At 42.9% G+C, this 23638-nt stretch carries 24 protein-coding genes and 1 tRNA gene; 12 read left to right on the top strand and 13 right to left on the bottom strand.

Annotated elements, in window-relative coordinates:
* Nucleotides 1–54: 54 nt before the first annotated feature.
* Both F3I09_RS13835 and F3I09_RS13830 read left to right on the top strand, forming a co-directional pair.
* Nucleotides 55–981: an AraC family transcriptional regulator gene (locus F3I09_RS13835; protein WP_149695617.1), complete on the top strand. Its 927-nt coding sequence runs from the start codon at nucleotides 55–57 to the stop codon at nucleotides 979–981.
* Nucleotides 982–1071: 90 nt separating this feature from the next.
* The gene (locus F3I09_RS13830) at nucleotides 1072–2283 is read left to right on the top strand and encodes an MFS transporter (protein ID WP_149695616.1); all 1212 of its coding nucleotides are present in this window, start codon (nucleotides 1072–1074) and stop codon (nucleotides 2281–2283) included.
* 39 nt (nucleotides 2284–2322) lie between these two features.
* On the opposite strand, the gene F3I09_RS13825 is transcribed toward F3I09_RS13830, so the two are convergent.
* A complete protein-coding gene (locus F3I09_RS13825; protein WP_149695615.1) occupies nucleotides 2323–3888 on the bottom strand; it encodes a glycoside hydrolase family 28 protein in 1566 nt (521 codons plus the stop codon).
* Nucleotides 3889–4805: 917 nt separating this feature from the next.
* Nucleotides 4806–5540, bottom strand: a complete 735-nt coding sequence (locus tag F3I09_RS13820) for a hypothetical protein (RefSeq protein ID WP_149695614.1) — start codon at nucleotides 5538–5540, stop codon at nucleotides 4806–4808.
* A 633-nt stretch (nucleotides 5541–6173) separates the two neighbouring features.
* On the opposite strand from F3I09_RS13820, the gene F3I09_RS13815 reads away from it, so the two are divergent.
* The 6 genes from F3I09_RS13815 (at nucleotide 6174) to F3I09_RS13790 (ending at nucleotide 11211) form a co-directional block, all read left to right on the top strand.
* The gene (locus tag F3I09_RS13815) at nucleotides 6174–6590 is read left to right on the top strand and encodes an OsmC family peroxiredoxin (protein WP_149695613.1); all 417 of its coding nucleotides are present in this window, start codon (nucleotides 6174–6176) and stop codon (nucleotides 6588–6590) included.
* A 181-nt stretch (nucleotides 6591–6771) separates the two neighbouring features.
* Nucleotides 6772–7632 carry an AraC family transcriptional regulator gene (locus F3I09_RS13810; protein WP_149695612.1) on the top strand — a complete coding sequence of 287 codons (861 nt, stop codon included), beginning with the start codon at nucleotides 6772–6774 and terminating at the stop codon, nucleotides 7630–7632.
* Between the two features lie 370 nt (nucleotides 7633–8002).
* The gene (locus F3I09_RS13805) at nucleotides 8003–8830 is read left to right on the top strand and encodes an alpha/beta fold hydrolase (protein WP_149695611.1); all 828 of its coding nucleotides are present in this window, start codon (nucleotides 8003–8005) and stop codon (nucleotides 8828–8830) included.
* Nucleotides 8831–8996: 166 nt separating this feature from the next.
* Nucleotides 8997–9521, top strand: coding sequence for a peptide-methionine (R)-S-oxide reductase MsrB (gene msrB, locus F3I09_RS13800; RefSeq protein WP_149695610.1), 525 nt, complete (start codon nucleotides 8997–8999; stop codon nucleotides 9519–9521).
* Nucleotides 9522–9554: 33 nt separating this feature from the next.
* On the top strand, nucleotides 9555–10556 hold the full coding sequence (locus F3I09_RS13795; RefSeq protein ID WP_149695609.1) for a hypothetical protein: 1002 nt from the start codon (nucleotides 9555–9557) through the stop codon (nucleotides 10554–10556).
* A 166-nt stretch (nucleotides 10557–10722) separates the two neighbouring features.
* Nucleotides 10723–11211 (top strand): hypothetical protein, encoded by a 489-nt coding sequence (locus tag F3I09_RS13790; protein ID WP_149695608.1) that lies wholly within the window; start codon nucleotides 10723–10725, stop codon nucleotides 11209–11211.
* A 519-nt stretch (nucleotides 11212–11730) separates the two neighbouring features.
* Here F3I09_RS13790 and F3I09_RS13785 read toward each other — a convergent pair.
* The 4 genes from F3I09_RS13785 to F3I09_RS34755 all read right to left on the bottom strand — a co-directional run bounded on the left by F3I09_RS13785 (nucleotide 11731) and on the right by F3I09_RS34755 (nucleotide 12737).
* Nucleotides 11731–11803, bottom strand: a tRNA-Gly gene (locus F3I09_RS13785).
* Nucleotides 11804–11821: 18 nt separating this feature from the next.
* A complete protein-coding gene (locus F3I09_RS34050) occupies nucleotides 11822–11989 on the bottom strand; it encodes a hypothetical protein (RefSeq protein ID WP_188133803.1) in 168 nt (55 codons plus the stop codon).
* Nucleotides 11990–11998: 9 nt separating this feature from the next.
* Complete coding sequence (locus tag F3I09_RS13780; protein WP_149695607.1) at nucleotides 11999–12442, bottom strand: hypothetical protein; 444 nt, start codon at nucleotides 12440–12442, stop codon at nucleotides 11999–12001.
* A 136-nt stretch (nucleotides 12443–12578) separates the two neighbouring features.
* Complete coding sequence (locus F3I09_RS34755; RefSeq protein ID WP_223233242.1) at nucleotides 12579–12737, bottom strand: DUF3871 family protein; 159 nt, start codon at nucleotides 12735–12737, stop codon at nucleotides 12579–12581.
* 176 nt (nucleotides 12738–12913) lie between these two features.
* On the opposite strand from F3I09_RS34755, the gene F3I09_RS13770 reads away from it, so the two are divergent.
* Nucleotides 12914–13117, top strand: a complete 204-nt coding sequence (locus F3I09_RS13770; RefSeq protein ID WP_149695606.1) for a hypothetical protein — start codon at nucleotides 12914–12916, stop codon at nucleotides 13115–13117.
* Nucleotides 13114–13566: a hypothetical protein gene (locus F3I09_RS13765; RefSeq protein WP_149695605.1), complete on the top strand. Its 453-nt coding sequence runs from the start codon at nucleotides 13114–13116 to the stop codon at nucleotides 13564–13566. The genes F3I09_RS13770 and F3I09_RS13765 overlap by 4 nt, the downstream gene beginning before the upstream one ends.
* Before the next feature lie 110 nt (nucleotides 13567–13676).
* Here the strand turns inward: F3I09_RS13765 and F3I09_RS13760 are convergent, their stop codons facing one another.
* From F3I09_RS13760 to F3I09_RS13745, 4 genes are all read right to left on the bottom strand, one after another.
* Nucleotides 13677–14183 carry a hypothetical protein gene (locus F3I09_RS13760; RefSeq protein WP_149695604.1) on the bottom strand — a complete coding sequence of 169 codons (507 nt, stop codon included), beginning with the start codon at nucleotides 14181–14183 and terminating at the stop codon, nucleotides 13677–13679.
* A gap of 89 nt (nucleotides 14184–14272) precedes the next feature.
* Nucleotides 14273–14695, bottom strand: a complete 423-nt coding sequence (locus F3I09_RS13755) for a 4-fold beta flower protein (RefSeq protein ID WP_149695603.1) — start codon at nucleotides 14693–14695, stop codon at nucleotides 14273–14275.
* The gene (locus tag F3I09_RS13750) at nucleotides 14692–15471 is read right to left on the bottom strand and encodes a (Fe-S)-binding protein (RefSeq protein ID WP_149695602.1); all 780 of its coding nucleotides are present in this window, start codon (nucleotides 15469–15471) and stop codon (nucleotides 14692–14694) included. The genes F3I09_RS13755 and F3I09_RS13750 overlap by 4 nt, the downstream gene beginning before the upstream one ends.
* 26 nt (nucleotides 15472–15497) lie before the next feature.
* Nucleotides 15498–16820, bottom strand: a complete 1323-nt coding sequence (locus tag F3I09_RS13745; RefSeq protein WP_149695601.1) for a (Fe-S)-binding protein — start codon at nucleotides 16818–16820, stop codon at nucleotides 15498–15500.
* 118 nt (nucleotides 16821–16938) lie between these two features.
* Here F3I09_RS13745 and F3I09_RS13740 point away from each other — a divergent pair, with 118 nt between their 5' ends.
* Complete coding sequence (locus F3I09_RS13740) at nucleotides 16939–17436, top strand: phosphoribosyltransferase family protein (RefSeq protein ID WP_149695600.1); 498 nt, start codon at nucleotides 16939–16941, stop codon at nucleotides 17434–17436.
* A 3-nt stretch (nucleotides 17437–17439) separates the two neighbouring features.
* On the opposite strand, the gene F3I09_RS13735 is transcribed toward F3I09_RS13740, so the two are convergent.
* Both F3I09_RS13735 and F3I09_RS13730 read right to left on the bottom strand, forming a co-directional pair.
* Nucleotides 17440–18426, bottom strand: a complete 987-nt coding sequence (locus tag F3I09_RS13735) for a DUF2279 domain-containing protein (protein WP_149695599.1) — start codon at nucleotides 18424–18426, stop codon at nucleotides 17440–17442.
* Nucleotides 18427–18497: 71 nt separating this feature from the next.
* Nucleotides 18498–20222: a phospho-sugar mutase gene (locus F3I09_RS13730; protein WP_149695598.1), complete on the bottom strand. Its 1725-nt coding sequence runs from the start codon at nucleotides 20220–20222 to the stop codon at nucleotides 18498–18500.
* 199 nt (nucleotides 20223–20421) lie between these two features.
* On the opposite strand from F3I09_RS13730, the gene F3I09_RS13725 reads away from it, so the two are divergent.
* Nucleotides 20422–21078, top strand: coding sequence for a protein-L-isoaspartate(D-aspartate) O-methyltransferase (locus F3I09_RS13725; protein WP_149695597.1), 657 nt, complete (start codon nucleotides 20422–20424; stop codon nucleotides 21076–21078).
* Here F3I09_RS13725 and F3I09_RS13720 read toward each other — a convergent pair.
* Nucleotides 21073–23553, bottom strand: coding sequence for an outer membrane beta-barrel protein (locus F3I09_RS13720; protein ID WP_149695596.1), 2481 nt, complete (start codon nucleotides 23551–23553; stop codon nucleotides 21073–21075). The genes F3I09_RS13725 and F3I09_RS13720 overlap by 6 nt on opposite strands.
* Nucleotides 23554–23638 lie beyond the last annotated feature (85 nt).

Raw genomic sequence — 23638 nt, 5'->3', positions numbered from 1 at the left:
GGCTGCTGAGGGGGGATTTCATTCCATTTCCATATTTTCTATACCTTTGCCTCCATGAGCCAGCAATTGGAGACATTGACCGACTTTTACCGGGAAAGATCACATATCAACTTTCCATTAAGTAATAATGATCTGCAAAGTGGTAAGTCTCATTTTAATGTAAATACCCGGAAATACTGCAATTTCAAATCGCCTTACAACAGGCGGGATTTTTATAAGATAACACTGATACTGGGAACGGGAGAGCTGTTTTATGGCGGCAACTCCATTATTATAGACAGGCCTGCTTTATTGTTACCCTGTCCGTCTGTTCCATATGCCTGGACCAGTTTGTCTGACGACCAGGATGGTTATTACTGCCTGTTTAACCAGGAGTTCTTCAACGAGCATTACCAGTTTGATATTTTTAAGCGTTCATCACTGTTCAAAGCATGGAGTGAGCCAGTTATATTCCTTGATGATAAGCAACTGGGACTTTTAACGCTTTATTTTGAGCAGATGATGGAGATGGCGCATAGCGACTATCCATTTAAGTACGAAGCAATACGAAACCTGTTGTGCCTGCTGATGCATTCCCTGCTGGTAGACCAGCCTGATGGTAACTATACCAGCGAATTACCCGCATCTTCCCGTTTGCTCAGGATGTTTGATGAACTGTTGCATCAGCAATTCCCGCTGGATTCTCCGGCTCATCCGCTGACAATGAAGACACCGGCCGATTTTGCCCGGGCGCTGAACGTGCATGTCAATCATTTGAATTCTGTAATCAAGAGTACTACCGGGAGTACGACTACCGCCATTATCAAAAGCCGTGTCCTGGAAGAAGCGAAGACCTTACTGCAGAACACGCAATGGGATATCTCACAGGTGGGCTATTGTCTGGGCTTTGAGGAACCTGCTCATTTTAATCATTTTTTCAAGAAAGCGATGGGAATCACCCCTTTACAGTTCAGGCAATCAAAGGTTAAAGCGATTCTTTGATTTAGACAATTATTCCTTTGAATTACATTACTAAGTATCTGCATGCCTGATATACCTTTGTTGCGTCATTCATAAAAAGGTTTTTAGGTTATGTTAAGAAGCGCATCAGACAGAAGAAAGAAGATAGCGACAATATTAGCTTTCATTTCAATTCCCTTGTCGGGATTTGTCACAGATATTTATTTACCATCGTTCCCCACAATGGCCAACAGTCTTGGCGTGCCGGAACATGATATACAGCTCACGCTTACATGTTTTTTCCTGAGTTATGGTGTTTCCCAATTGTTTGTAGGGAGCCTGTTGGACAGCATTGGCAGATTCAAACCTGCCATGTACGGTCTGGGCGTGCTGATAGTATCCTCTTTACTGATTGGTATTACAAAGAATGTTGAGCTGATTTGTTTTCTAAGAATTATACAAGGAGTTGCCGTGTCATTTGTGGTGGTTTCTAAACGAGCTTTCTTTGTAGATATGTACTCCGGTGATAAGCTGAAACATTTTCTAAGTTTCTTTACTATTATCTGGTCACTGGGGCCTATTGTGGCTCCTTTTCTGGGAGGGTATCTGCAGAAATTTTTCAACTGGCAGTCAAACTTTTACTTCCTGGCGATATATGCATTTTTAATGCTGGTATTTGAGTTGATCTTTAGCGGAGAAACAATCGCAGAACGCAAACGGGTGGATCTGGTCAGGATAAAAGAAAATTATGTTATGATGCTGGGGAATACGAAGTTCCTGCTGGGTATCATTACATTGGGCATGGCATATTCTGTGGTGATGGTGTTTAACATTGCCGGGCCGTTTGTGATCGAGAACAGTCTGCATTTCAATGCGGTTGTAATCGGATATTGTACGCTGATACTGGGTTTTTCCTGGATGATAGGAGGGATCATCGGCAAACGTCTCATTGCACTTGATTTTAACAAGAAAGCGTCTGCTGCTGCTGTCGTTCAACTGACATTGATCACAGTGCTGTTCCTGATAGGTTACGGTTATCAGCAGTTATGGTGCCTGATGTTATTTGCTTTCTTTATTCATATTTGTTCCGGGTTCCTGTATAATCTGTTCTTCACCCAGGGGATGTTGTATTTTCCGCAAAATGCCGGAATGGCAAGCGGCTTGCTGGGAGGACTGGTGTATGTAATGACATCCATCTCCAGCTTTACACTTTCCCGGACGGGCAAGATAGTCACACAGCAGGATATGGTGCTCCGTTACCTGGTGATGTCTGCGATATTGGCCGTTGTGATCTGGTGTACTGTTCGCGTGAGAAGGGCTGCTGCTAAACTGGTCGTAGCGTAAAAGGAACAGCCGGGTAATCTAACTACCCGGCTGTTCCTTTTATTTCCTTTTCCAGCTATTGGTTTCCCAGCCTTCCGGCTTTTGCGGGGTGGCATTCTCAAACCGGATGTTATCCGTAAGATCGCCGGAAAGATTAGTGACGATCTTATTCGCCGGATTGATGAAATGTACCTGCTGAAAGATGATATTCCTGCTATCTGTAAATGTTAACAGTGAATCAGGGCTGTAAATGGTAGCATTGGAGATCTTCAGATCTGTCGCATCTATACTCTGGATCAATTTGCTACAATGGGCCTCCACATTCTCAAGGTCGAAGCCCGTCATAGGAGATTCCGGGATACCATCCACTCTTACCAGCGCCCTGGCGCTATCTACAACAATATCTTTCGCGTGTATATTCCTGTAAACCGGTGTTAATTTGTTGACAGGCAAAGCCGGCAGGCGATCCGCCAGTGCGCCTACATACATCCTGGCGCCCAGCATGTCCCAGCGGAAGGCGTCCAGCCGCAGGCGCATCCGGATGCGCTCATAGTACAGGTTTTCGCCACCTCCACCACGGGGACGCCTGGTCTTAAAGCGCAGGCCTACTTCTGTATCGTCAAATACTACATCATGCACATATAGGTTCCGGATCATGGCTGCGGTTTCACTGCCTACTGTAATACCGCCATGCCCCTGCCGTGCCAGGCAAAAGCGGATGACTACATTCTCTGTAGGCTTGCCGATTCTTAATCCGTCTTCTCCGCGTCCGGCTTTCAACGTAAAGCAGTCATCTCCGCAGTTGAGCGTGCAGTATTCTATCAGTACATTCCTGCTGGATTCTATATCGATACCATCCCCGCTCGGAATACCCACAGAATTGACCGTAATACCCCTTATAATGACGTTATCGCAATAAATGGGTACAATGTTCCAGAAAGGGGTGTTTTCGAGCTGTATGCCCTCTAAAAACACATTTTTACAATTGACCGCAGAAACGAACATCGGGAGATAGACCGGACCTCCGTTATGGCCGTCATATATCCTTTCCGCGACTGGTTTATTGGCGGCTACCACATTCTCTATTACATCCTGGCGCATGACCTGTTTCCTGACAGAACAATTGGCAGGTGGGCCTACCAGTTTCCCTTTTCCGGTAACAGCGATATTGTGTTGTCCGTTGGCATAGATACAGGCTCCCAGGGACATGACTTCCACGCCTTCAGTACGGGTGAATACAACCGGGAGGTAGTCTGCTACTTCTCCGCTGAAGTTCAGGATGGCATTTTCTTCGAGGTGGAGATTGACGTTTGATTTTAATATGATGCGGCCAGTATGCCAATTGCCGGTAGGGATGTTAACTGTTCCTCCGCCATGTTTGCTTACAGCGTCTATGGCTGTTTGGATTTCTTGTGTCTGGGTATTTGCTTTCCCTTTGATGGTAATGGTGTATGAAGGGAATGCTGGCTTTTTGAAGGCTGGCATGGGAAAAGGTGCTTTTACAGGAGCAATGTTTTCCGTGAGCCTGGCAGGGCCAACTTCGTCGATCGTTGGGACATGTGTGTTGACCTGTGCGGTGGTTGTCAGACCGATACAGGACAGGCTGAGTATCAGTAGTTTTTTCATCAACGGGAATTTGAGGGGAAGATAGGAATTATTATTGTTTGTTTGACACTTTAATGAGGAGTGGTGGAGAGGTAAATGTAAGGGAGGATTAAGCCATCTCTATCGAATTTCCACCCTTTCAGTATAGTATCAATCCGATACGACTATAGTACCAATGGCTTTAACTTACGTTCAACTTACGTTCTGAACGTAAGTTGAACGTAAGTTAATACTAGTCGCATACTAGTGGTGACCTGTTGATACCATAGAAGGTCCAGGTCAAAGGCATGGTTAAGCATGGTATCGTGGGCCATTTTTGCCCCACATAACGGGAGGGCATCCGGATCATATTTCCTGCATATGACCAGGATCAAAGTTGCATATGACCAGGATATTCCTCCGTTCTTCCTCCGTTCTTCCTCCGTTTTAAACGGAAGAAGGACGGAGGAATATCCTGGTCATATACAACTTGTATGATCCTATCATGGGAAGAACTGCTCGAATATCTGTATAGGGTGTTTAGTTGTTTATTTGTTTTAAGTTTATGTAAATCAGTATATTATAAAGTGTTTTGTAGGGTGGAAATGCGTATTTCCCGCATGTGTTTTCTTCCTAGTTTTGTAATGTAATCAGAAAGGTAAGTAGAAAGTATTCTCACTGCTTTCGTTTGTGATTGCCCTGTTATCGTTTAGAAAATCCGTGTCATTGGCGCGTCTGAATAAATGAGTATTTCGTTACTGAGGCGGGAGTGTAGCGGCTCCTGTGCTACTAAACGGAATTACTAAAGCAGATTTGTTGAGGTATACTATGTGTTTATTTGCTACGTATAGTGAAAGTGAATTTAATACAGAGACGGTTATATGTGTGTGGAAGAAGTAGTAGTAGTAGATACTAGAAGTCTGAATTGTGCTGTAGATAAAGGTTCTCAAAGCCACTCGTTACCAGTATTTCACGAAGTAGTGATCATCATCTGGGAGCCATTCTCCATCTTTCAGTGTATAATTAACTTCAAAGTGATCTATCTGCTTTGCGTTTTTTTTTGAGTTTTCGTTACCATCCTCTACGAGATAAGTGGTATGGAGCTTTTGACCATCGATATTCAAAGAAGAGATGTGCATTAGTCTGTAACTGTCCGGTGTAGTGATTGATCCCTTCCATACAAATTCAATAATCGGTGTTTGCCGCAGTTGTGAAGGAAGTTTTTTGAAAATAGAAAGTTCACTGGAGGTAAAAGCTGTACCAGTACCACAGATCCTGACATAAAAGTAGTCCTGGATTTTTCCGAAGCCAAATGAATCATCCCAGCAATTACAATAATTGTGGTGTAAATATGGCTGGATGTTTTCTATATGCCCATCGGCTGTTGTTTCAAATAGCACCAGTGATTCAAAGGGAGCGTTGACATTGACAATGCAGGCAATGTAACCGTCCTTCTGTCTGTAGAATTTACCCATTGTATGCTGATCAGGAATAGAGGTCCAGTTATCATTGCTTCCTATGGTATCCAGTATATTATTTCTAAGAACAAAGGGGAATAGCTGTTTTTTCGTAATGTAACCGGAGTCACCGTGGAAAATGCTGTCGTATGCCGGGTCGCAGTGAAAGGAAACATGTTGAGTGCTATCAGGAAGATTGGAAGAAGCTGACTGTTTGATGCTGCAAACAAATGCCATGATAACTAATAGAGCTAGGGATAATCGATACATAAATCCTTAAATTGAGCGGGAAACGGGACTCGGACCCGCGACCTTTAGTTTGGGAAACTAATGCTCTACCAACTGAGCTATTCCATAAGGTGTTAAATTTGAATGGAAATTTCTTTGGTGAGTGTGGATAGTTTCCTTTTACCAATAATATGATACCCAAAATGTAACCCAAAATATTGTTTACTGATGGTAAAGTAGGTTATAAGCTACTTTCTTCGAGGATAAAGATACTACTGAAACACTGAAAACTCTATATAAGAGGGATAAATTTTCTCATTAAAAACGCCAAGGAGTGGCGGGCGACATAAAGATCTCTATTCTCAATGCTTAAAGCCACCAGGACGGGCTTTAAAACGCGTTTTCCTAGCATTCTGTCATCAATGGATAACCCTTTCGGAGAAAGGAAAATGAGGGAGTCGGTTTTTTGCCAATAATGCCTGGTTCCAGGATGAATTTGTTGTTGTGAGGGAGGTTGGTTTTCTTTTAAACTGCTGGTTGGACCAAACTGCCAAATAATTGACCTGATTCGCAAAGTATCTAAATTCTTGAGATCACAATTTTGTATTGTCAATATCGGTAATCAAATTTAAAAATATAAGAATGAAACGTACAGCAAAAGCACATTGGACAGGAAGTATAAAAGAGGGAAAGGGAGAGTTAAGCACACAAAGCGAAATTCTAAGCAGAACCGTTTACAGTTTTAGGACCCGTTTCGTAGGAGATGAAAAAGGTACCAATCCTGAAGAATTGTTAGCGGCGGCGCATGCCGGATGTTTTACTATGGCGGTCAGCTATGCTTTGACGGAAAAAGGATTGATCCCAACTTCGTTGGATACTGAAGCAACTTTGTCAATGGATGGCGCAGGAATTATTGGAATACATCTTTCAATAACCGGAAATGTGCCAGGTATTAGTGTAGAAGAATTTGAAACTATTACAAAAGGAGCAGAACAGAACTGTTTTATATCTAAAGTATTGAATTTGCCCATCAGCTCTGAAGCTAGTCTTGCTTCATAACAATCAGGTTTAAGAGATAAGCTGACTGTGATAACAATGTCTTGTTCAACGTTTTTGCTTATATTTGGCTTTAGCGTTGGATGAGCATTGTGTATTCAGTTTTATCTCATGACAGGTGTCAGTAAATAGCTGGGACAACAGAAAGAACACCATGAGGTAACTACACAATAAAATATCTTAAATGGTTACAGCCTATAAAAAAATTGATTTGTTCGGGAAAACACTCATTCAAAAAGTGGATTTAAAGCCGCCTTTTGAATTTGCTTTCCCTGTGGCAGAACAAGCTTGCTTATTATATATGTTGAAAGGTGAGACACGATTTCAATTTGATGATGAGCATACCAATATTCCTACCAATCGCGCATTATTGCTAAACTGCCTGAACTCGGGGAAACAGATAGCCGATTCAAATAACAGCGATGGCGAGATTATAATCGTCACTTTCCATCCGGACATACTAAAGAAAATATACGATAGAGAGCTTCCGCTGATATTTCAGAAAAGCGACAAAATCACCAACCAGTCAAGCAGAAAAATCAACAACGACTTTTTGATTCAAAAATATATAGAAGGCCTGCTATTTTATTTTGAAAACCCATCTTTGGTAAATGATGAAATTTTAGTTTTAAAACTGAAGGAGATCATTCTTTTGTTATCACAGACACAAGATGCCGAAATCATACAGGTCATACTGTCCCAGCTTTTTTCGCCAGCAACCTATACGTTCAAGCAAGTTATAGAAGCTAACCTATTTTCCCAGGCCAGTATCGATGAATTGGCGCAAAAAACTAATTTAAGCGTTTCTTCATTTAAAAGGGAATTTAAAAAAATATATGATGATTCTCCTGCCAATTATATTAAAAACAAAAGATTGGAAAGAGCTGCAGAGCTGCTTTTAGTTTCCGATACACGTATCACAGACGTAGCTTTTGATTGTGGATTTAATGACCTGGCCAATTTTACGAAAAGTTTTCATGATAAATACAGCACATCACCTTCAAATTTCCGTTTAAAGCAAAATAAGATGGATAAGAAAAGATAGAAGGCATTGTGGCAATTGATTATTACGTTTTTATTTCCCCTAATCATATTCCCATGTTTTAACCCAAATGCTACAAGGGCACATCGAAAAAGGACGCTTTATATCCATTGTTTGAACCAGATTTCCTAAAAATTGAACTTATTCACAAAACGAATCTCTTCTTTGTACTGCAACTTTGCCTTGTCAAAGGTGGCATAACAAAAGCCATTCATAAGCTGAGCTGCCTTGTTATGCAACAGTAGTTGTGTTGCACAACAAGGTGAACATATTGGGAACTGCGCAATTCCTGATCTTACAAAAATAGAAACAGATCAATTCCTTCTTGGTTCCTCTTCCGCGGAAGATAAATTAAACAAATATTGATATAAATATGAAATGTGTAAAGAACATAGGGCTTTTATTACTATTGATACTATCCTTAAATTCCTGTTCAAAGGATAATGATGATTCAACAAAAGGCGAAAATCATTCAACTTTTGTTTTGGTGCATGGTGCCTGGCAGGCATCTTTTGTATGGGATAAGGTAAAAGCATTTTTAGAAGCAGAAGGAAATAAAGTCGTTTTAGTGGAATTAGCTGGTCATGGGAATGATCGGACGTCTGTTTCTGAAATAACCTTTGATGGGTATGTTAAACAGGTAACCGATGTTATCAATAGTTTGAATGTTCCTGTTGTCCTGGTAGGACATAGCCTGGGTGGTGCAATAGTTACACAGGCGGCCTGTAAGGTTCCTCAAAAAATAGACAAATTAATATATGTTGCCGGATTTATTCCTAAAAGCGGCAGCAGTGTATTCGATTATTCAGCAATGGACCAGGGAACATCTATTCCTTCTGCATTAGAATTTTCTGCTGATGGAAGTACGGTAACCATTACCAATCCTGAGGTAAATATGCGTGAGATATTCTGTAAAGACGGATCGGATGAAGATATTTATTTATTGGTAGAAAAGCTTCGTCCTGAACCTGTAGAAGCTGCCGGAACCCCGCTGAATTATAGTAGTGAAATTTACGGTACCATAGCTAATAAATACTATGTCTATACAACTGAAGATAAAGCGATCAGCTTTCCGTTTCAACAACAGATGGTCTCTGAAGCGCATATTTCAAACACCTATGAGATTAAGGCCGGACATAGTCCCTTTTTATCCAAACCTAATGAATTAGTTCAGATCCTTAATACCATTATAAAAAAATAATAATTCTTTTTTTATAAAGAGGAAAGCTGCTTCTGGTGCATAGAGACTAAGTTTTTACGACTAAATGGCGTTTAAAGTTATTGCTTGTGATGACTGTCGTATCCAGCTGCAGTTGGAAAAATTGGAAGAATGTCTAAAGATAAACAGGAAGAATAATTCAATCACGATGAAGAAAATCATTTTTATTTATTTACTGGCAATAATATCTGTTGGTGCTTATGCCCAGAACCAGAGATCTGCTAAAGGGCACGAAAACAATCCTTACTATTCAACTACAGACACTACAAAACTAAAGGTGTCTAATGCCGAATGGAAGAAAGTGTTGTCAGCAGACCTTTACGCGGTAGCCAGGGAGAAGGATACTGAGCGTCCATTTACCGGAGTATACTGGAAAAGCGAAACAAAAGGCACTTATTACTGCGCGGCTTGCGGAAACCTACTTTTCAGGTCGGATGCCAAGTTCGCCAGCAGTTGTGGTTGGCCAAGCTTCTATGAGCCGTTAGGAAAGAATAGTGTAAGTTATTTAGAAGATCATTCTCATAAGATGGATCGTACAGAGGTGCTTTGTGGACGCTGCGATGCTCATCTGGGGCATATTTTTGATGATGGTCCGCCTCCAACTTACAAAAGATACTGCATGAACTCCATTAGTCTTGATTTTGAACCAGACAAGACATTTTCTAACAAATAACACTTTAACCAATTACATATGATTATAAATAGCATGAAAAAACAAGTTCTCCTACTATGTTTTCTGTTATTGTCTTGTAGCATTCAGGCGCAGAACATGATTAGTATGTCTTCTTTGCATCCCGGAGCCGATACGATCAGTGCAGGTATGAAAGAACTTACCATTCGTTATCCTGGTTTAAGGAAATTCACTATATCGTTAAGTAGTTTTGGTTATAGTGATTTTGATGTGAAATTAGATGATCGTGATTTTGCCAGCGGGAAAATAAAAACGGAGCGCATAAGTACTTTTTTCAACTCACCTGCTATTAAATGGAAAGGTAATTCCTTATCGGCCAGTATCTACTATACCTATACATCCACAATGCTAAAAAACATTAGCAATAAGTTGCCAGAAGTACAATTAACTCCTCTTACCTCAGATAAAAGCACATTCGATCTGGCCTTAAATTATTCCCGGTCAGACAAGATATTTGATCACCCGATTGTTTATTCATTAGTTGCCAGGGGAATTACAGACGGGGTAAATAGTTTTCGACGTTTAAATTTGAATGGTAGTATCAATTTGCCCTTGAAAAAGACCGAAAACACGACATTCTCCGTTGGGTTATTAGTCTTGATAGATCAATCTTCACCGATACCTGTGGAGCCCATTGTTAACTATTATCATAAATTTGTTTCATCCGGACTTGAATTGATCGTAGATCTTCCTACGGGTGTCAACTTGAAAAAACAGGTAGCTAAGAACGCCTGGGTGTCAGCCGGTTCCAATCAGCATTCATATACTATTTTCTATGATCGGCACAATGCTTTCTTAGATGGCAAGGTAAGCTACAACACGATCGAGCTAAAAAATGGTGCAGCGTTTGAATATCTGTTCGCGAAGAATATTATGCTGACTTTAGATGGCGGATTAAATAGCTTCCTATCTGCCAGGCTATTTAAAGATGGAGAGAACTATAATAACGCATCCATAGCTAGTGGTAATAAAAGTGTCCCTTACGTGAATGTTGGCTTATCACTATTATCTTTCTAAGAAAAATAAAGACTTATTATCGTTTTTCTTACTCCCTATTACACCAGATGTCTCGGAGCCTTGTTGCTGAGCCATATTGCCAAATAATTGACCCGGTTCACAAAATCCATCTCTTCTTTTGTTACAATATTTGCAATATTAATTTAAACATTCAAAAGTCAAAATCATGGGATTATCAATCTTGGGGATTTTTCATACCGTTATAGGTGTTGTAGCGATTGTTGCTGCAGTTATAGCTTTTATCAAAGACGGTAAAATAGATCTGGGCAAGCTTCCGGGCAAAGTCTATTTTTATTTTACATTAGTCACTTCATTGACTGCATTGGGATTATCGAGCGTTAAGGGAGTCAATCCGGGACATATTCTTGCATTGTTGGTTGTGGTATTGGTATCTGTGGCATATCTCCTCTATGCTAAGAAGCCAGGGAATAACCGTGCTCGTTATATAGAGACTTTCTTCCTTTCTTTCAGCTTTTTCTTATCGATGATTCCAACAGTAAATGAAACTTTTAACCGTATTCCTGTAGGTCATCCTCTGGCTCATGGACCTCAGGATCCTTTGATTGCAAAAACACTTCTTTTACTTTTGATAACGCTTATAGTTGGTTCTGTTTTGCAATTCAGGAGAATATATAAAATCAATAAGGCGGTATAGATCCGTATTCTCAAGGTGAACAGTGAACAATTACATTGAATTAGTCCATTCAAGACAAGCAAAGTAATCTATGATTGATTCAATTAGGTTCAGGTGAATCTGAGTTCTTCTATTGAAAAACTAATTAGTTACTTTAGAGTGAAAAGGGCTTGTATTTGCATACTTGCAATTTTGTAAGTATGCAAATACAAAGTATATGTGGGAAGTCAAATTTACATTCGCTCAACTAATGGAGCTACGGAAAAGTACGGATTGACAAGAGTCCCGTTTGCATTCGCTTGTCTTCTAAGGCTGGTCGCTATACAAGCGAAAAGCTGGCATCAGACGGCACAAACTAAGTTTATCGCAGTAAACTGAAGTAAGGAATTTGCTGGCAATCTTAATGCTACAGCTTTGATACCCCATTCTGATACCCAAATTGAAGGTAGGAGGGCCGATTGGGTTATTAATTGGTGCTGGCTCGAAAATTAAAAATCCCCCTGGAGGTCTATATTCAACCATTTCGGAGGATTTCATCTGAGCGGGAAACGGGACTCGGACCCGCGACCTTTAGTTTGGGAAACTAATGCTCTACCAACTGAGCTATTCCCGCTTACTTTAAAATCAATTCCTATCTTCTAGGAAGAGAATCTTTAACTTTTTCCAGTAGCCTATTGGCAAGTTCTTGTTTTTTGGGTGCTAATTTCGTTAAATCAAGCGCATTAAGCCTCTCACTAACAGTCATTGTAACTTTCTGCTCAAAGAACTTGTTATCAAATTTTAAACCTTTTGTTTTCATGCTTTAAATTTAAACTTTTTTGCAAATTAAAAAACCTTTCGCTTCAATATTTCTTTTAAATGGGACAATGCCTGTTTCAGTTTGGCAATAAATATCGAATTTCTTTGAAAAATCAGTGTAATGTACACTTATAACTATTCTGTAAAGTCTGATTCTCCCCTCTGTACTACCAGTAAAAAATACAATTCTTTCAGGATAAGCTTCTAAGTAAGTGTTAACAACATAAATTACTGTTGCAAGAATTTTATTTCTATCACCATTATCACTAATTACTTCATCGTCTATCTCTCCCTCCGCATTGATATCACCAAATACAAGGTTATAAACTGCTTCTTGATCTGTTGGGATGAAGGCTATTCTTTTAGGCGCTATTCCTCTTTTTCCAATACTGAAAAAATCAAATGCCTCATATCCATCTTCGATATAAAGGTCCCTATAAAAATTATGTTGCATATAATCGATTAAATGGTTAACAAATAAATGGCGGCAATGAATAGAAATTCTGCCCCAGGTTATACCTATGCCCACTTTAAAGTCTTACTGTAAAAAACAGTTTGATTGCTGGGTTAACATTGCATTTTTAATACCCTCAATAAAATGTATTCACTGATCTATCCAGGAATGTGTCCATGTAAGAGTTTTTATCATCTCCTGTGAATAGATCGTATAGCTTCCACAGATTGATACTGCCATCATCATTCCTACCAAAACTTTCATCCTGGTAGTAATCTCTGCATACAGTACTGATCTGTGTACACCAAATGAAAGCAATGGTATACTTGTTTTCAAATTTAATGGCAGTTACTGATATAATTTACATCTGCCTACAAAATGAACAAACTGAACATCTGAAAGATTGCATGCCTGATGGATTGAGTTGATCGTACCGTAAACAAATTTATATTTGGGGATTGAATCAGTTACATGAACCTTCCCGAACAAACAAATTTCTATTCTGTCTCACATGATCTATCTGTGACGAAATGCGACAGTTTTGAAGATTGTATCACCTATGAGGACTTCTTTTATGCTATCAAAGAAGTGGCAAATGATATTGAAACATTTAATGTCGAATTGCTGAATGCATCCGGAGATAAATTCATATTAGAAGAAATGGGTGGAAAGTGACAGCAATAAAAACAGAATCATTGCAGAAGGGAAGCGAAACCGCAGAGATATACGTCAGCATGATAGTTGCAGATTCCCGGGGAAATGTTGATGTTATATCTGCCAATAGAGAATATTATAAAGGCATTATCCAGATTCATCAACGTCTCAGATATTTATCACTTTCTGCGGATTGGAATACAGCGAATAAACGGCAATACCATATCCGCCTGAAAAAAATATTCACCAGGCTAAAGAATGGTGGCACTGCACATTATTCTATTAGCATTAACCCGGACGAGGATTATTACATAGACTTAGCCTTTAAGAATGGGGTATTTGTTATGAATAGCTATATATGGGAGGGTGATTATTCTGTAGTATATAAGAATGAAGAGGAATACACGAACGCCGACTTCTACCAGTTTATAAAGTTTGTATTGAAGAAATTTCCCAAGATCAATCTCTGATATCGTTAACTGGTCGCGCTTGATTTTTGGCTGACAGGCTTCCGGTAGCCCAATAAAAAATCCTGCACCACCAATCCGGTAATGCAGGATTTATATATTATCATCGACGCTTATGCTATCGAAAACTTCTTCGCCAACCAGCTTTCCTTCAGTGGCAACAACCAGTTCTTTTCCATTTCTCCTTTAGTCAGCACTGTATTATTCAGATAAAGCGTATTCTCATCAATAAACCCTTTCTCCAGCGCATAAGGCACCTGCAGCATAGGCAATGGCTGTACCTTATCCTTCACCAGAAAACCCAGTAAAAGCCTGTCAAAAAGGTTCACGCTATACTGCCGCTCGATGCTTTTAATAATACGCACAGAACTGTCGGTACTGCAACCGCTCACCGCAACATCAGATTCATCTGCTATCAGCACGATCACCTGGTCAAAGAGCAGCTGGCCCCATCCCTTCACAGGAGCACCATGGGCCTGCCATTGAGATGTAAATTGATGTAATTGCTCGTTTATTTCCAGTTTTTCTTTTTCACTGAAAGGACGGTTGCTCTGATATATCCATACGCGGGAAGACGGGTGAAAGTCTGCCGGTAGTAAATGTTGAATTTCCTGTTTCATGATGCAAAATTACCGAAAAATTGAGTACGGACTACTGACGACAGTCATTTTGGTGTCAGGATCGCAATAGCAGGGCCTGACGGCGGACATTACTTTTCAGTTCCCTGTAATAAAAATGCCTCGAAAGACTCGTCCGACCAGTTGTTGGAAAAGTAAGGTTTATATGGAGGATAACTCTTATATCCCATATATGGCTTCTGCCGCTTATAGCTTTTATAAGGCTCATACTGGGTGTACCCGGTAGCCGCCTTTTTTGTATTACCTATTCTCTTGCCATCATGATCCCTTACAATGCCCTTTTCATACCAGCCCAGGTGTTTTCCGTTAAAGCCATACACATCGGCTTCAAAGATGACAGCGACCGGTTCTCCGCTGTAAAGGTAGATGGTCCGGTCTTTATCTTTGGTGTCAATGTAAGCGATGGCCTTCCCGTCCTTGTTGAATAAAGCAACATCCTGGGCTGCCGCTCTGCAGCAAAAGAGAAGTAGCAGGAAGGTCAGGAGACGTTTCACGCTATCTGCTGTGCTATCAGTTCTGCAATATCCAGTACCTGTACACTGTCTTCCTTCCCTTGTTCCTTCACTCCATCTGTCAGCATGGTCATACAGAAAGGGCAGTTGGATGCAATAACAGCAGCACCGGTTGCCACAGCTTCTCTTCCACGTTCAAAATTGATGCGGGTAGCACCTTTTTCCTCTTCCTTGAACATCTGAGCACCACCTGCTCCACAACAGAGGCCATTACTACGGCAGCGCTTCATTTCTACTAATTCCGCATCCAGGGCTTCCAGCACTTTGCGGGGCGCTTCATAGATGTTGTTAGCGCGGCCCAGATAGCAGGAGTCATGGTAAGTGATCTTGCGACCTTTGAAGCTGCCGCCTTCTTTCATCCTGATCTTGCCTTCGTCGATCAGCTGTTGCAGGAATGTAGTGTGGTGGATCACTTCATAGTGTCCGCCCAGTTCCGGATATTCGTTACGGAGTGTATTGAAGCAGTGAGGGCAGGCGGTAACGATCTTTTTTACCTCATAACCATTCAGAACGGCTATATTGTTCTGCGCCATCATCTGGAAGATGAATTCATTGCCGGCCCTGCGGGCAGGATCGCCGGTACAGCTTTCTTCTTTACCGAGTATTGCGAAGCGAACGCCTACTTTATCGAGGATAGTGGCAAAGGCTTTGGTGATTTTCTGCGCACGTTGATCAAAACTGCCGGCACATCCCACCCAAAAGAGGATTTCAGGTGTTTCGCCGCTGGCGGCGTATTCGGCCATCGTTTTTATTTGCATGTGTATATCAGTTTAACTTAACGCTATTATCCATTCATTTCTACAGCCCATTTGTCCCTGTCGTCCGGACTCATTTTCCAGGGGGCCATGTTGTTTTCTATGTTGCTGAACATCATGTTCCATTCCTGCGGAGCGCTGGATTCTTCCATCACCAGGTGACGGCGCAGTTGCAGGATGATGTGCAGCGGATTGATGCTCACAGGGCACTCCTGTACACAGGCGTTGCAGGAAGTGCAGGCGCGGAGCTCTTCTTCAGTAATATAATCGCGAAGCAGGGTTTTACCATCTTCTGGTAAAGAACCTGTTTTGGCTATCTGTGCGCCAATGGCTTCCGCACGGTCGCGGGTATCCATCATGATCTTACGGGGAGATAGCTTTTTGCCGGTGATATTGGCCGGACAGGCAGCAGTACAGCGGCCACACTCCGTACAACTATAGGCATCCAGTAAATTTTTCCAGGTAAGGTCAGGTACATCTTTGGCGCCAAATTTAGGAATATCCCCATTGGTAGGCTCTGTGGATGCCAGTTCAGGCTGAAGCATCAGCTGTACTTCCTTCTGTACGGCAGGCATATTCTCCATTTTACCTTTAGGCCGCAGATCGGCGTAATAGGCATTCGGGAAAGCCAGTATGATGTGCAGGTGCTTGGAGTAGGGGAGGTAGTTCAGGAATGCCAGAATACCTAATATATGCAGCCACCAGCAGGTGCGTTCTATAGCAACGAGCGTACCATCTGATAATCCGGTGAACAGAGATACAAAAGGACCTGTCACCCAGAAGGCGCCGGTATTGAGATAATGTTCATGCCCATGTAGTTGCAGGGCCTGATCTGTTGTGTTCATCGTCAGGAACAGGAGCATCAGCATTATCTCCGTGATCAGGATGTAGTTGGCGTCAGAACGGGGCCAGCCATCCAGTTCATGCTGATTGAGACGTTTTACCTTCACAATGTTCCTGCGCACCAGGAAGATGGCGCAGCCTATCAGTACCAGCGCAGCCAGTACCTCAAAACAGCCGATCAGCACAGCATAAAGACCTCCCAGGAAAGGAGAGAACAGTCGGTGTGTGCCCAGTATGCCATCCAGGATTATTTCCAGGATCTCAATATTGATAATGACAAAACCCGCATATACGAAGAAGTGCAGGACAGCAACGAGGGGATTGCGGAACATTTTCTTCTGTCCGAATGCAAGCAGCAATACATTCTGCCAGCGCTGGCCAGGTTCGTCATTCAATTGTACATCCCTGCCAAGCAGAATATTCTGCCTGATCTGCCTGGCCTTCCTGGAAAACAGATATACAGCAATGCCGAAGGCAATTACAAATAATAGCTCCTGAATTATATGCATACGTCAGATTTGACTTCCTAATTTATAGCAATGTAAGGAAAAATAGATCATCCGCCATCGACTATGGCCTGCCGACTATGGACTCTTTTTCCTAATTTTACCCCGCTAAACAACCAACATGGAAACTAAGAACGTGATCCTGACCCAGGATGTGATAGAGAAGAAGATCAAACGTATTGCTTACGAGATCTATGAACATAATAGTGATGAACAGGAAATTATCCTGGCAGGTATCTGGGACAGGGGAATGATACTGGCAGAGAAGATCGCTGCGATACTGCAGGATATCTCTCCGCTGCGTATCAGGCTCTTACGACTGGACCTGGACAAACAACGTCCGGAAGCGGTGAAGCTCTCTGAAGAGATGGATTTCAACGGAAGAACGATCGTGCTGGTAGATGATGTAGCCAATTCAGGCCGGACCATGTTGTATGCCCTGAAACCTTTCCTGCAGTTCCTGCCTAAGAAAATACAGACTGCCGTACTGGTAGACCGTAAACATAAATCTTTCCCATTGTCGGTCGATTTCGTAGGATATTCCCTGGCTACCACCATGCAGGATATGGTGATGGTGGATATGGAGGAGAATGAGATCCGCTCAGCATACCTCGTATAAAACTCAGAAATGCAATAAATGTCCCCGGAATACTCCCCTGGAGGTCAGTTCCAGTGCGGGGGCGGGGAACTTGAACATATTCAGCACCTGGAATAATACTTTAACCCCTTTTCTACGTGTAGGTATCCGGGTGAAATCTATATCCGGCGAGAGGTAGAACTGCCGGTAACGGGGAATAGCCGAATAATCGTGCTCAATACCGTTGCCGTCCGTCCATATATTATTATCCCCTTTGAGCATACCGTTAGCGCCATATCCAGCGGCTACATTGAGCCAGGAAGGCAGGCGGCTATGGGGCATGAAAGCATGCAGATTGACTGATACCCAATAAGTTTGCGCATTATAGTCTTTCAGGGTCCTCTCCGCCAGATTATCTCCAAACAACTGATCTGTACGTGTTTTTAAGTAAGGGTCCTGATATCTTTTGGGATAGGCTGAGAACTTGAGCTGTATCCTTTGCTCATGCCATACCAGTTCCTGGCCGATCATCAGTGCTGATCCCCCGGCATTGGCCGCCATATCTGTCCAGGAGAAGCCCCATTCGGTGGAATAGGCATCCAGTATCTCTATAACAGACTGATAAACAAATCCGCTAAGCCCGCCGATCCAGATCTGCTGCTTTTCCGGCAGCCCGGTACAGCGCCACATTTCCCTGCTGATCTTTCCTTCCATATAGGCACTGTAAAAGTGTCCCGCTTTGTCCATCTGCAGCCATTCCGGAGTATCATCGAAAGTATGGAAACGTGATCGCGGGTACTGGTTGTACCAGGTATTATTGAGAATAGCCAGTGCACCTCCGTACAGGCTGGTAGTAACGCCTGCCATCAGCCAGATATTTGGACGATTGATGTGCATGGATTCCTGAACATCAATGACGGTATCTCTTTCTGAAACGGGATTTTGCTGCCTTGCCAGAACTGGGTAGTACAATAGTACTACCAGGATAAATAGAAGTATTCCTCTTAAATGTGGCACAGCTGCGGTTTTCATACGGTATAAAAAAATCCCGGCACTATACGGGTGTATTAGTGCCGGGACAAAGGTAAGAGAATAATGAAGGATTATTTCAGCTTCATATCCTTAATAATATGCTGTACACGTTGATCGAGCGCCTGAGTGGCTGCATCAAAGCCGGCTGCATTCTCAAGTTTCTGATTTACGCTGAAGTAGAATTTGATCTTCGGCTCGGTACCTGATGGGCGGGCGGAGATCTTGCTACCATCTTCCAGTACAAATTGCAGTACATTGGATCTCGGCAGATCGATCGGTTTTACTTCACCTGTTTTCAGATTTTTCACCTGCTGCAGTTCATAGTCGTACAGTGTTACTACCTGAGAACCATCAATAGTGGTCGGAGGGTTCTCACGATAACCACGCATCATATCGGCAATTTCCTCTGCACCCTTCATTCCTTTTTTGGTGATGGAGATCAGGTTTTCTTTATAATAACCGTATTTTACGTAGATATCAATCAGTTGTTCATACAGTGATCTGCCCTGGCTACTTGCATAAGCTGCCATTTCACAGATCAGCGCAACAGAAGCGATAGCGTCCTTGTCACGTACATTATCCCCGATCATGTAACCGTAAGATTCCTCACCACCGCAGATAAATTTCTCCTGACCTTCCTTACGTCTGATCAGGTCAGCGATCCATTTGAAGCCGGTCAGTACATTGTAGCATTTTACATTATTACTTGCGGCAAATACATCAATGAGGTCGGAGGTAACGACTGTTTTACATACATAGTCAGTATTTCCGGCCAGACCTTTACGCCTGCGGCCTTCTATGATATAGTTAAAGAGCAGTACAGCGGTCTGGTTACCATTCAGCAGTGTCCATTCACCTTTGATGTCTTTAACAGCAATACCTACACGGTCAGAGTCAGGGTCTGTACCCAGCAGGATGGCAGCATCCAGTTCTTTGGCTTTCTTCAGACCAATGCTCATCGCTTCAGCTTCCTCCGGGTTAGGATATACTACGGTCGGGAAATTACCGTCCGGAGTAGCCTGTTCTTCCACCACATGTACATTGGTAAAGCCATAACGCTTCAGGATCTCTGGCACCAGTGTAATACCTGTACCGTGGATGGGGGTATAAACTATTTTAAGATCGTGTTGTTCTTTGATCACTTCCGGCTGGATACTGAGGTTTTTCAGTTCCTGCAGATAGGCTTCGTCCACTTCCTTACCAATACTAGTAATATTGGCTTCTCCGCCGGACCATTTTACTTCGTCAATGGAAGCGATCTTCTCTACTTCACGGATGACGTTTTTATCGTGAGGAGGCACCAGCTGGGCTCCATCGTTCCAATAGGCCTTATAACCGTTATATTCTTTAGGGTTGTGCGAGGCTGTCAGCACGATACCACCCTGGCAACCCAGGTGACGGATAGTGAATGACAGTTCCGGGGTTGGGCGGAGGCTTTCGAACAGATATACCTTAATACCATTGGCAGCCAGTACATTAGCAGCAACTTCTGCAAAATAGCGGCTGTTATTACGGCTGTCATGTGCTATAGCCAGCTTTATTTCACCGGTGAAGGCCTGTTTCAGGTAGTTGGCAAACCCCTGGGTAGCCATTCCAACAGTATATTTATTCATACGGTTGGTACCTACACCCATAATCCCGCGCAGACCGCCTGTTCCAAATTCCAGGCTGCGATAAAAAGCATCAGCCAGTTCGTCGGGGTTATCCTGTTGCAATTTCTTGATCGTGGCAACGGTATCTGTGTCGAATTGGCCGCTAAGCCACTGTGATACCTTACTTTCAATGATATTATCCATAGAACGATTTCGATTTGTTTTCTTATTGAGAAAAAACAAGTGTGTAAATTAAAGCTAAAATCCGGAGAAAATGAATAGCCGGGAAAGAACTCAGCAATTATTAAACCAAGTTATTTTAAGCAGACAAATCAGTAATGTTGATAAATAGAAGTATTCCACACCCAATTGAAAATTGGGGGTATTGGTTAATTTTGCGTGTATGAGGCGGTACGAAGATTCTTACAAACAAAAAGGATTACGCAGGCAACTGGTCGATAGTATCCGGCAGAAAGGCATTACTGATGAAAATGTATTAACGGCTATCAACAACATCCCACGGCATTATTTCCTGGATACAGCTTTTGAAGGCATTGCCTACGAGGACAGGGCGTTCCCTATAGGGGAAGGTCAGACCATTTCACAGCCCTATACTGTGGCTTATCAGTCACAGCTGCTGGAGGTCAAGCCTTTTGAAAAAGTACTGGAAATCGGTACCGGCAGCTGCTACCAGGCTTGTGTGCTGGCAGAGTTGAAAGCCAATGTGTTTACGATAGAACGTCAGAAAAGACTGTTTGACCTGGTAAAGCAGTTCCCTTTTAAATCAAGGTACCCTACCATCCGCTTCTTCTATGGCGATGGTTATGAAGGACTTCCCACTTATGCGCCTTTTGATAAGATCCTGGTGACTGCGGCAGCCCCTCAGATCCCGGAAAAACTGTTGCAGCAACTAAAGGTGGGTGGAAAAATGGTCATCCCGGTTGGCGGTCAGGAAGTACAGCGGATGCTGCGCATTACCAAGATCAGCGATACTGAGTTTGACCAGGAAATGTTTGATAACTTTTCTTTCGTGCCTATGCTGGCCGGCAAGAAATCATAAAGTGCTGTCCACGGGCTTTTTATCTTTATCTTTTTCCTTATCATCAACTTCTTCTTCAGGTACCTCCTGTTTTTTCTTTTTCTTGAACATATCCGGATCCATTTTCCCGAAACGGTAACGTATGTTCAGACGGATGAAACGGGTGGTCCTTTTACGGGTATAATCCTGGATAAAGGCGTCTGTTGCGTAATGCGAGCTGTAATCCTGCGTATTCAGCACATCTGAAATATTCAGGGCGATGGCCAGGGCATTGTTTTTAAGCATTTCCTTACGGATACCCAGGTCTATGCCATTCATGGCCTTAAAAGTACCCTGCGGCGCCACTCTTGGTGAGCGGTAATGTCCATTCACCTGTAGATTGATCTTTGCCGGCAGGCGTACATTGGAATTGACGGTCACCCCGTAGGTAACATACTCATTACTAACATTTAGCCCAGTCAGTTTACTGTACTCCATATTCAGGTTGGTGGTTACATTCCATCCACGGATAATATGCAGGTTATAGGTGAAATTGGCGCCCCAGTCCTTATCTGTAGCCAGGTTCATGGGCCTGGTAGTGGTCACGCCCGTAGCCGTATCCAGGATGCTGATACGGTCAATATCGTCATTCGCCTGGGAATAATATACACCGGTATTCAGGTAGTCTTTGGAATTGGGAAAATACCTGGAATAATTCGTTTCAAACTTGTGGGTCAGAGAGGGCTTCAGGTCCGGGTTCCCTGCGCGGATATTCTGTGGATCTGAGTTGTTGATATACGGCAGCAGCTGGTCAAATCCCGGTCTGTCTATTCTTGTGGAATAGTTGAAGATCAGGCTCTGGTTCTCGTTGTGCGGCAGATTGTATTTCAGGAAGACGCTCGGGAATACGTTCAGGAAACGGTTATTTACCGAAGTATCCTTGGTATAGGAGAAGCCCCGCAGGTCTGCCTGCTCTATCCTGGCGCCCACCTGGTACCCGAGATTACCAATGGCATTCGAGAAGTTCACATATCCCCCATAAACATCCTGTTTGTAATAGTAGGTGTTGGAGAGGTCCAGGCTTTTCTCATATTGCTGGGTGGTAAAGTTGAACAGCCGGGCATCATAATCGTTATTGTTATTCTGAAGGGTCACCTTGGCGCCCGTTTCGAACTTTCCCTTCTTGCCCACCGGAGTGGTATAGTCTGTCTGGATATTCCAGAACTGGTTCTGGGAGATCCCTGAATTCCGTTGTAATTGGGCATTACCAGGCGTACTATCCGCATTTTGATACTGAGTGCTATAGTTACTATTATTCCGGCCTTTATTGTTGCTATAGCTGATATAAGCCGTCCATTCTTCGTTCTGTTTATTGGTGGTATGGCGGAAATTCAGGCTGGTATTATTATTCGGATTGCGGTAATCGCTGGTATTATGACGCTCGCCGGTCTGGAGCGTTTTTCTGTGGACATCCAGGTAGTTCAGCATAATATCGTCTGCACTATTGCCGGTGTTAAGGTTTAAGCCTTCGGAAATTGTGATGGTATTGAAGTCATTCAGGTAGTAGTCGAGTCCGATGCGGCCGCCATTACCGGAGTTGCTGTTCTTATTCCGGCTGTCCTGCGTAAAGAATGCTGTACCGGCGGTATCGACTATCAGGTTCTGACGGTTACTGTAACCGTAGCCGGTCTGGCTGCCGTACCAACCGTTGTAATTGGCGAAGAAGTTAAATTTCCGGATGCGGAGGCTGGCATTGGCATTCCCGTTGAGTTGTCCGCGGGTGGCTATGCCAGCATTGAACATCACGTTATACCCGATGGCCTTATCCTTTTTCAGTACGATGTTGATAATACCACCGCCGCCCTGGGCCTCAAATTTGGCGGAAGGATTGTTGATTACCTCTACGCGATCTATCGTAGACGCCGGGATCATCTGGAGAGCGGTTTTAGCGTCTCCGAAAGGGGAGGGCTTACCGTCTACATAGATGGTCACGCTTTTACCACGGAGAGTAATATTATCGTCAATATCAACGTCTACGCTGGGGATGTTTTTAAGCACGTCTGTACCCGAACCGCCTTCCGCAGTAATCATACTGCCTGCATCAAACACCTGACGGTCTATCTGCATGGAAAAAGCAGGTTTTTCTGATTTGATCTCCACAGTCGCAAGTACCTTACCTGCTGGCTGCAACCTAAGCGTGCCCGCAAACTGTACCGGCTTGCCGGGAATGATCTTTACAGCTTTTACAAGCTTATCATATCCCATGAAGGTGATGCGGAGTACGTAAGTACCTGCAGCTACGGTATTGAAGGTGAAATCGCCATCCGGCTGAGTGTACATGCCTGTTACTACGGAAGAATCCTGCGGGTTGAGTAATACGACGGAGGCATACTCCACCGGTTTGCCGGTAACGGCGTCCAGTGCTTTACCAACGAATTTAGCGGAATTATTACCGGTTTGAGCCATAGCAATACTGCCACAGCACATAAACGCTGCCAGAAGTAGACGTTTAAGCATGCATGATGGATGTTAATGAGACCTAATTGTTGAGACCAGGACAAAAATATCTATCTCATATGCAAAGTATTGCTATTTGTGATGA

Source organism: Chitinophaga sp. CF418 (assembly GCF_900142925.1).
Lineage (GTDB): Bacteria > Bacteroidota > Bacteroidia > Chitinophagales > Chitinophagaceae > Chitinophaga.
The sequence above is the reverse complement of the archived record's forward strand: the minus strand, read 5'-3'. Positions and strand labels throughout refer to the sequence as shown.

Coding starts and splice junctions, on each gene's coding strand:
- F3I09_RS13835 (WP_149695617.1), top strand. CDS start 55: ATGAGCCAGCAATTGGAGACATTGACCGACTTTTACCGGGAAAGATCA.
- F3I09_RS13830 (WP_149695616.1), top strand. CDS start 1,072: ATGTTAAGAAGCGCATCAGACAGAAGAAAGAAGATAGCGACAATATTA.
- F3I09_RS13825 (WP_149695615.1), bottom strand. CDS start 3,888: ATGAAAAAACTACTGATACTCAGCCTGTCCTGTATCGGTCTGACAACC.
- F3I09_RS13820 (WP_149695614.1), bottom strand. CDS start 5,540: ATGGCATTTGTTTGCAGCATCAAACAGTCAGCTTCTTCCAATCTTCCT.
- F3I09_RS13815 (WP_149695613.1), top strand. CDS start 6,174: ATGAAACGTACAGCAAAAGCACATTGGACAGGAAGTATAAAAGAGGGA.
- F3I09_RS13810 (WP_149695612.1), top strand. CDS start 6,772: ATGGTTACAGCCTATAAAAAAATTGATTTGTTCGGGAAAACACTCATT.
- F3I09_RS13805 (WP_149695611.1), top strand. CDS start 8,003: ATGAAATGTGTAAAGAACATAGGGCTTTTATTACTATTGATACTATCC.
- msrB (WP_149695610.1), top strand. CDS start 8,997: ATGAAGAAAATCATTTTTATTTATTTACTGGCAATAATATCTGTTGGT.
- F3I09_RS13795 (WP_149695609.1), top strand. CDS start 9,555: ATGAAAAAACAAGTTCTCCTACTATGTTTTCTGTTATTGTCTTGTAGC.
- F3I09_RS13790 (WP_149695608.1), top strand. CDS start 10,723: ATGGGATTATCAATCTTGGGGATTTTTCATACCGTTATAGGTGTTGTA.
- F3I09_RS34050 (WP_188133803.1), bottom strand. CDS start 11,989: ATGAAAACAAAAGGTTTAAAATTTGATAACAAGTTCTTTGAGCAGAAA.
- F3I09_RS13780 (WP_149695607.1), bottom strand. CDS start 12,442: ATGCAACATAATTTTTATAGGGACCTTTATATCGAAGATGGATATGAG.
- F3I09_RS13770 (WP_149695606.1), top strand. CDS start 12,914: ATGAACCTTCCCGAACAAACAAATTTCTATTCTGTCTCACATGATCTA.
- F3I09_RS13760 (WP_149695604.1), bottom strand. CDS start 14,183: ATGAAACAGGAAATTCAACATTTACTACCGGCAGACTTTCACCCGTCT.
- F3I09_RS13750 (WP_149695602.1), bottom strand. CDS start 15,471: ATGCAAATAAAAACGATGGCCGAATACGCCGCCAGCGGCGAAACACCT.
- F3I09_RS13745 (WP_149695601.1), bottom strand. CDS start 16,820: ATGCATATAATTCAGGAGCTATTATTTGTAATTGCCTTCGGCATTGCT.
- F3I09_RS13740 (WP_149695600.1), top strand. CDS start 16,939: ATGGAAACTAAGAACGTGATCCTGACCCAGGATGTGATAGAGAAGAAG.
- F3I09_RS13735 (WP_149695599.1), bottom strand. CDS start 18,426: ATGAAAACCGCAGCTGTGCCACATTTAAGAGGAATACTTCTATTTATC.
- F3I09_RS13730 (WP_149695598.1), bottom strand. CDS start 20,222: ATGGATAATATCATTGAAAGTAAGGTATCACAGTGGCTTAGCGGCCAA.
- F3I09_RS13725 (WP_149695597.1), top strand. CDS start 20,422: ATGAGGCGGTACGAAGATTCTTACAAACAAAAAGGATTACGCAGGCAA.
- F3I09_RS13720 (WP_149695596.1), bottom strand. CDS start 23,553: ATGCTTAAACGTCTACTTCTGGCAGCGTTTATGTGCTGTGGCAGTATT.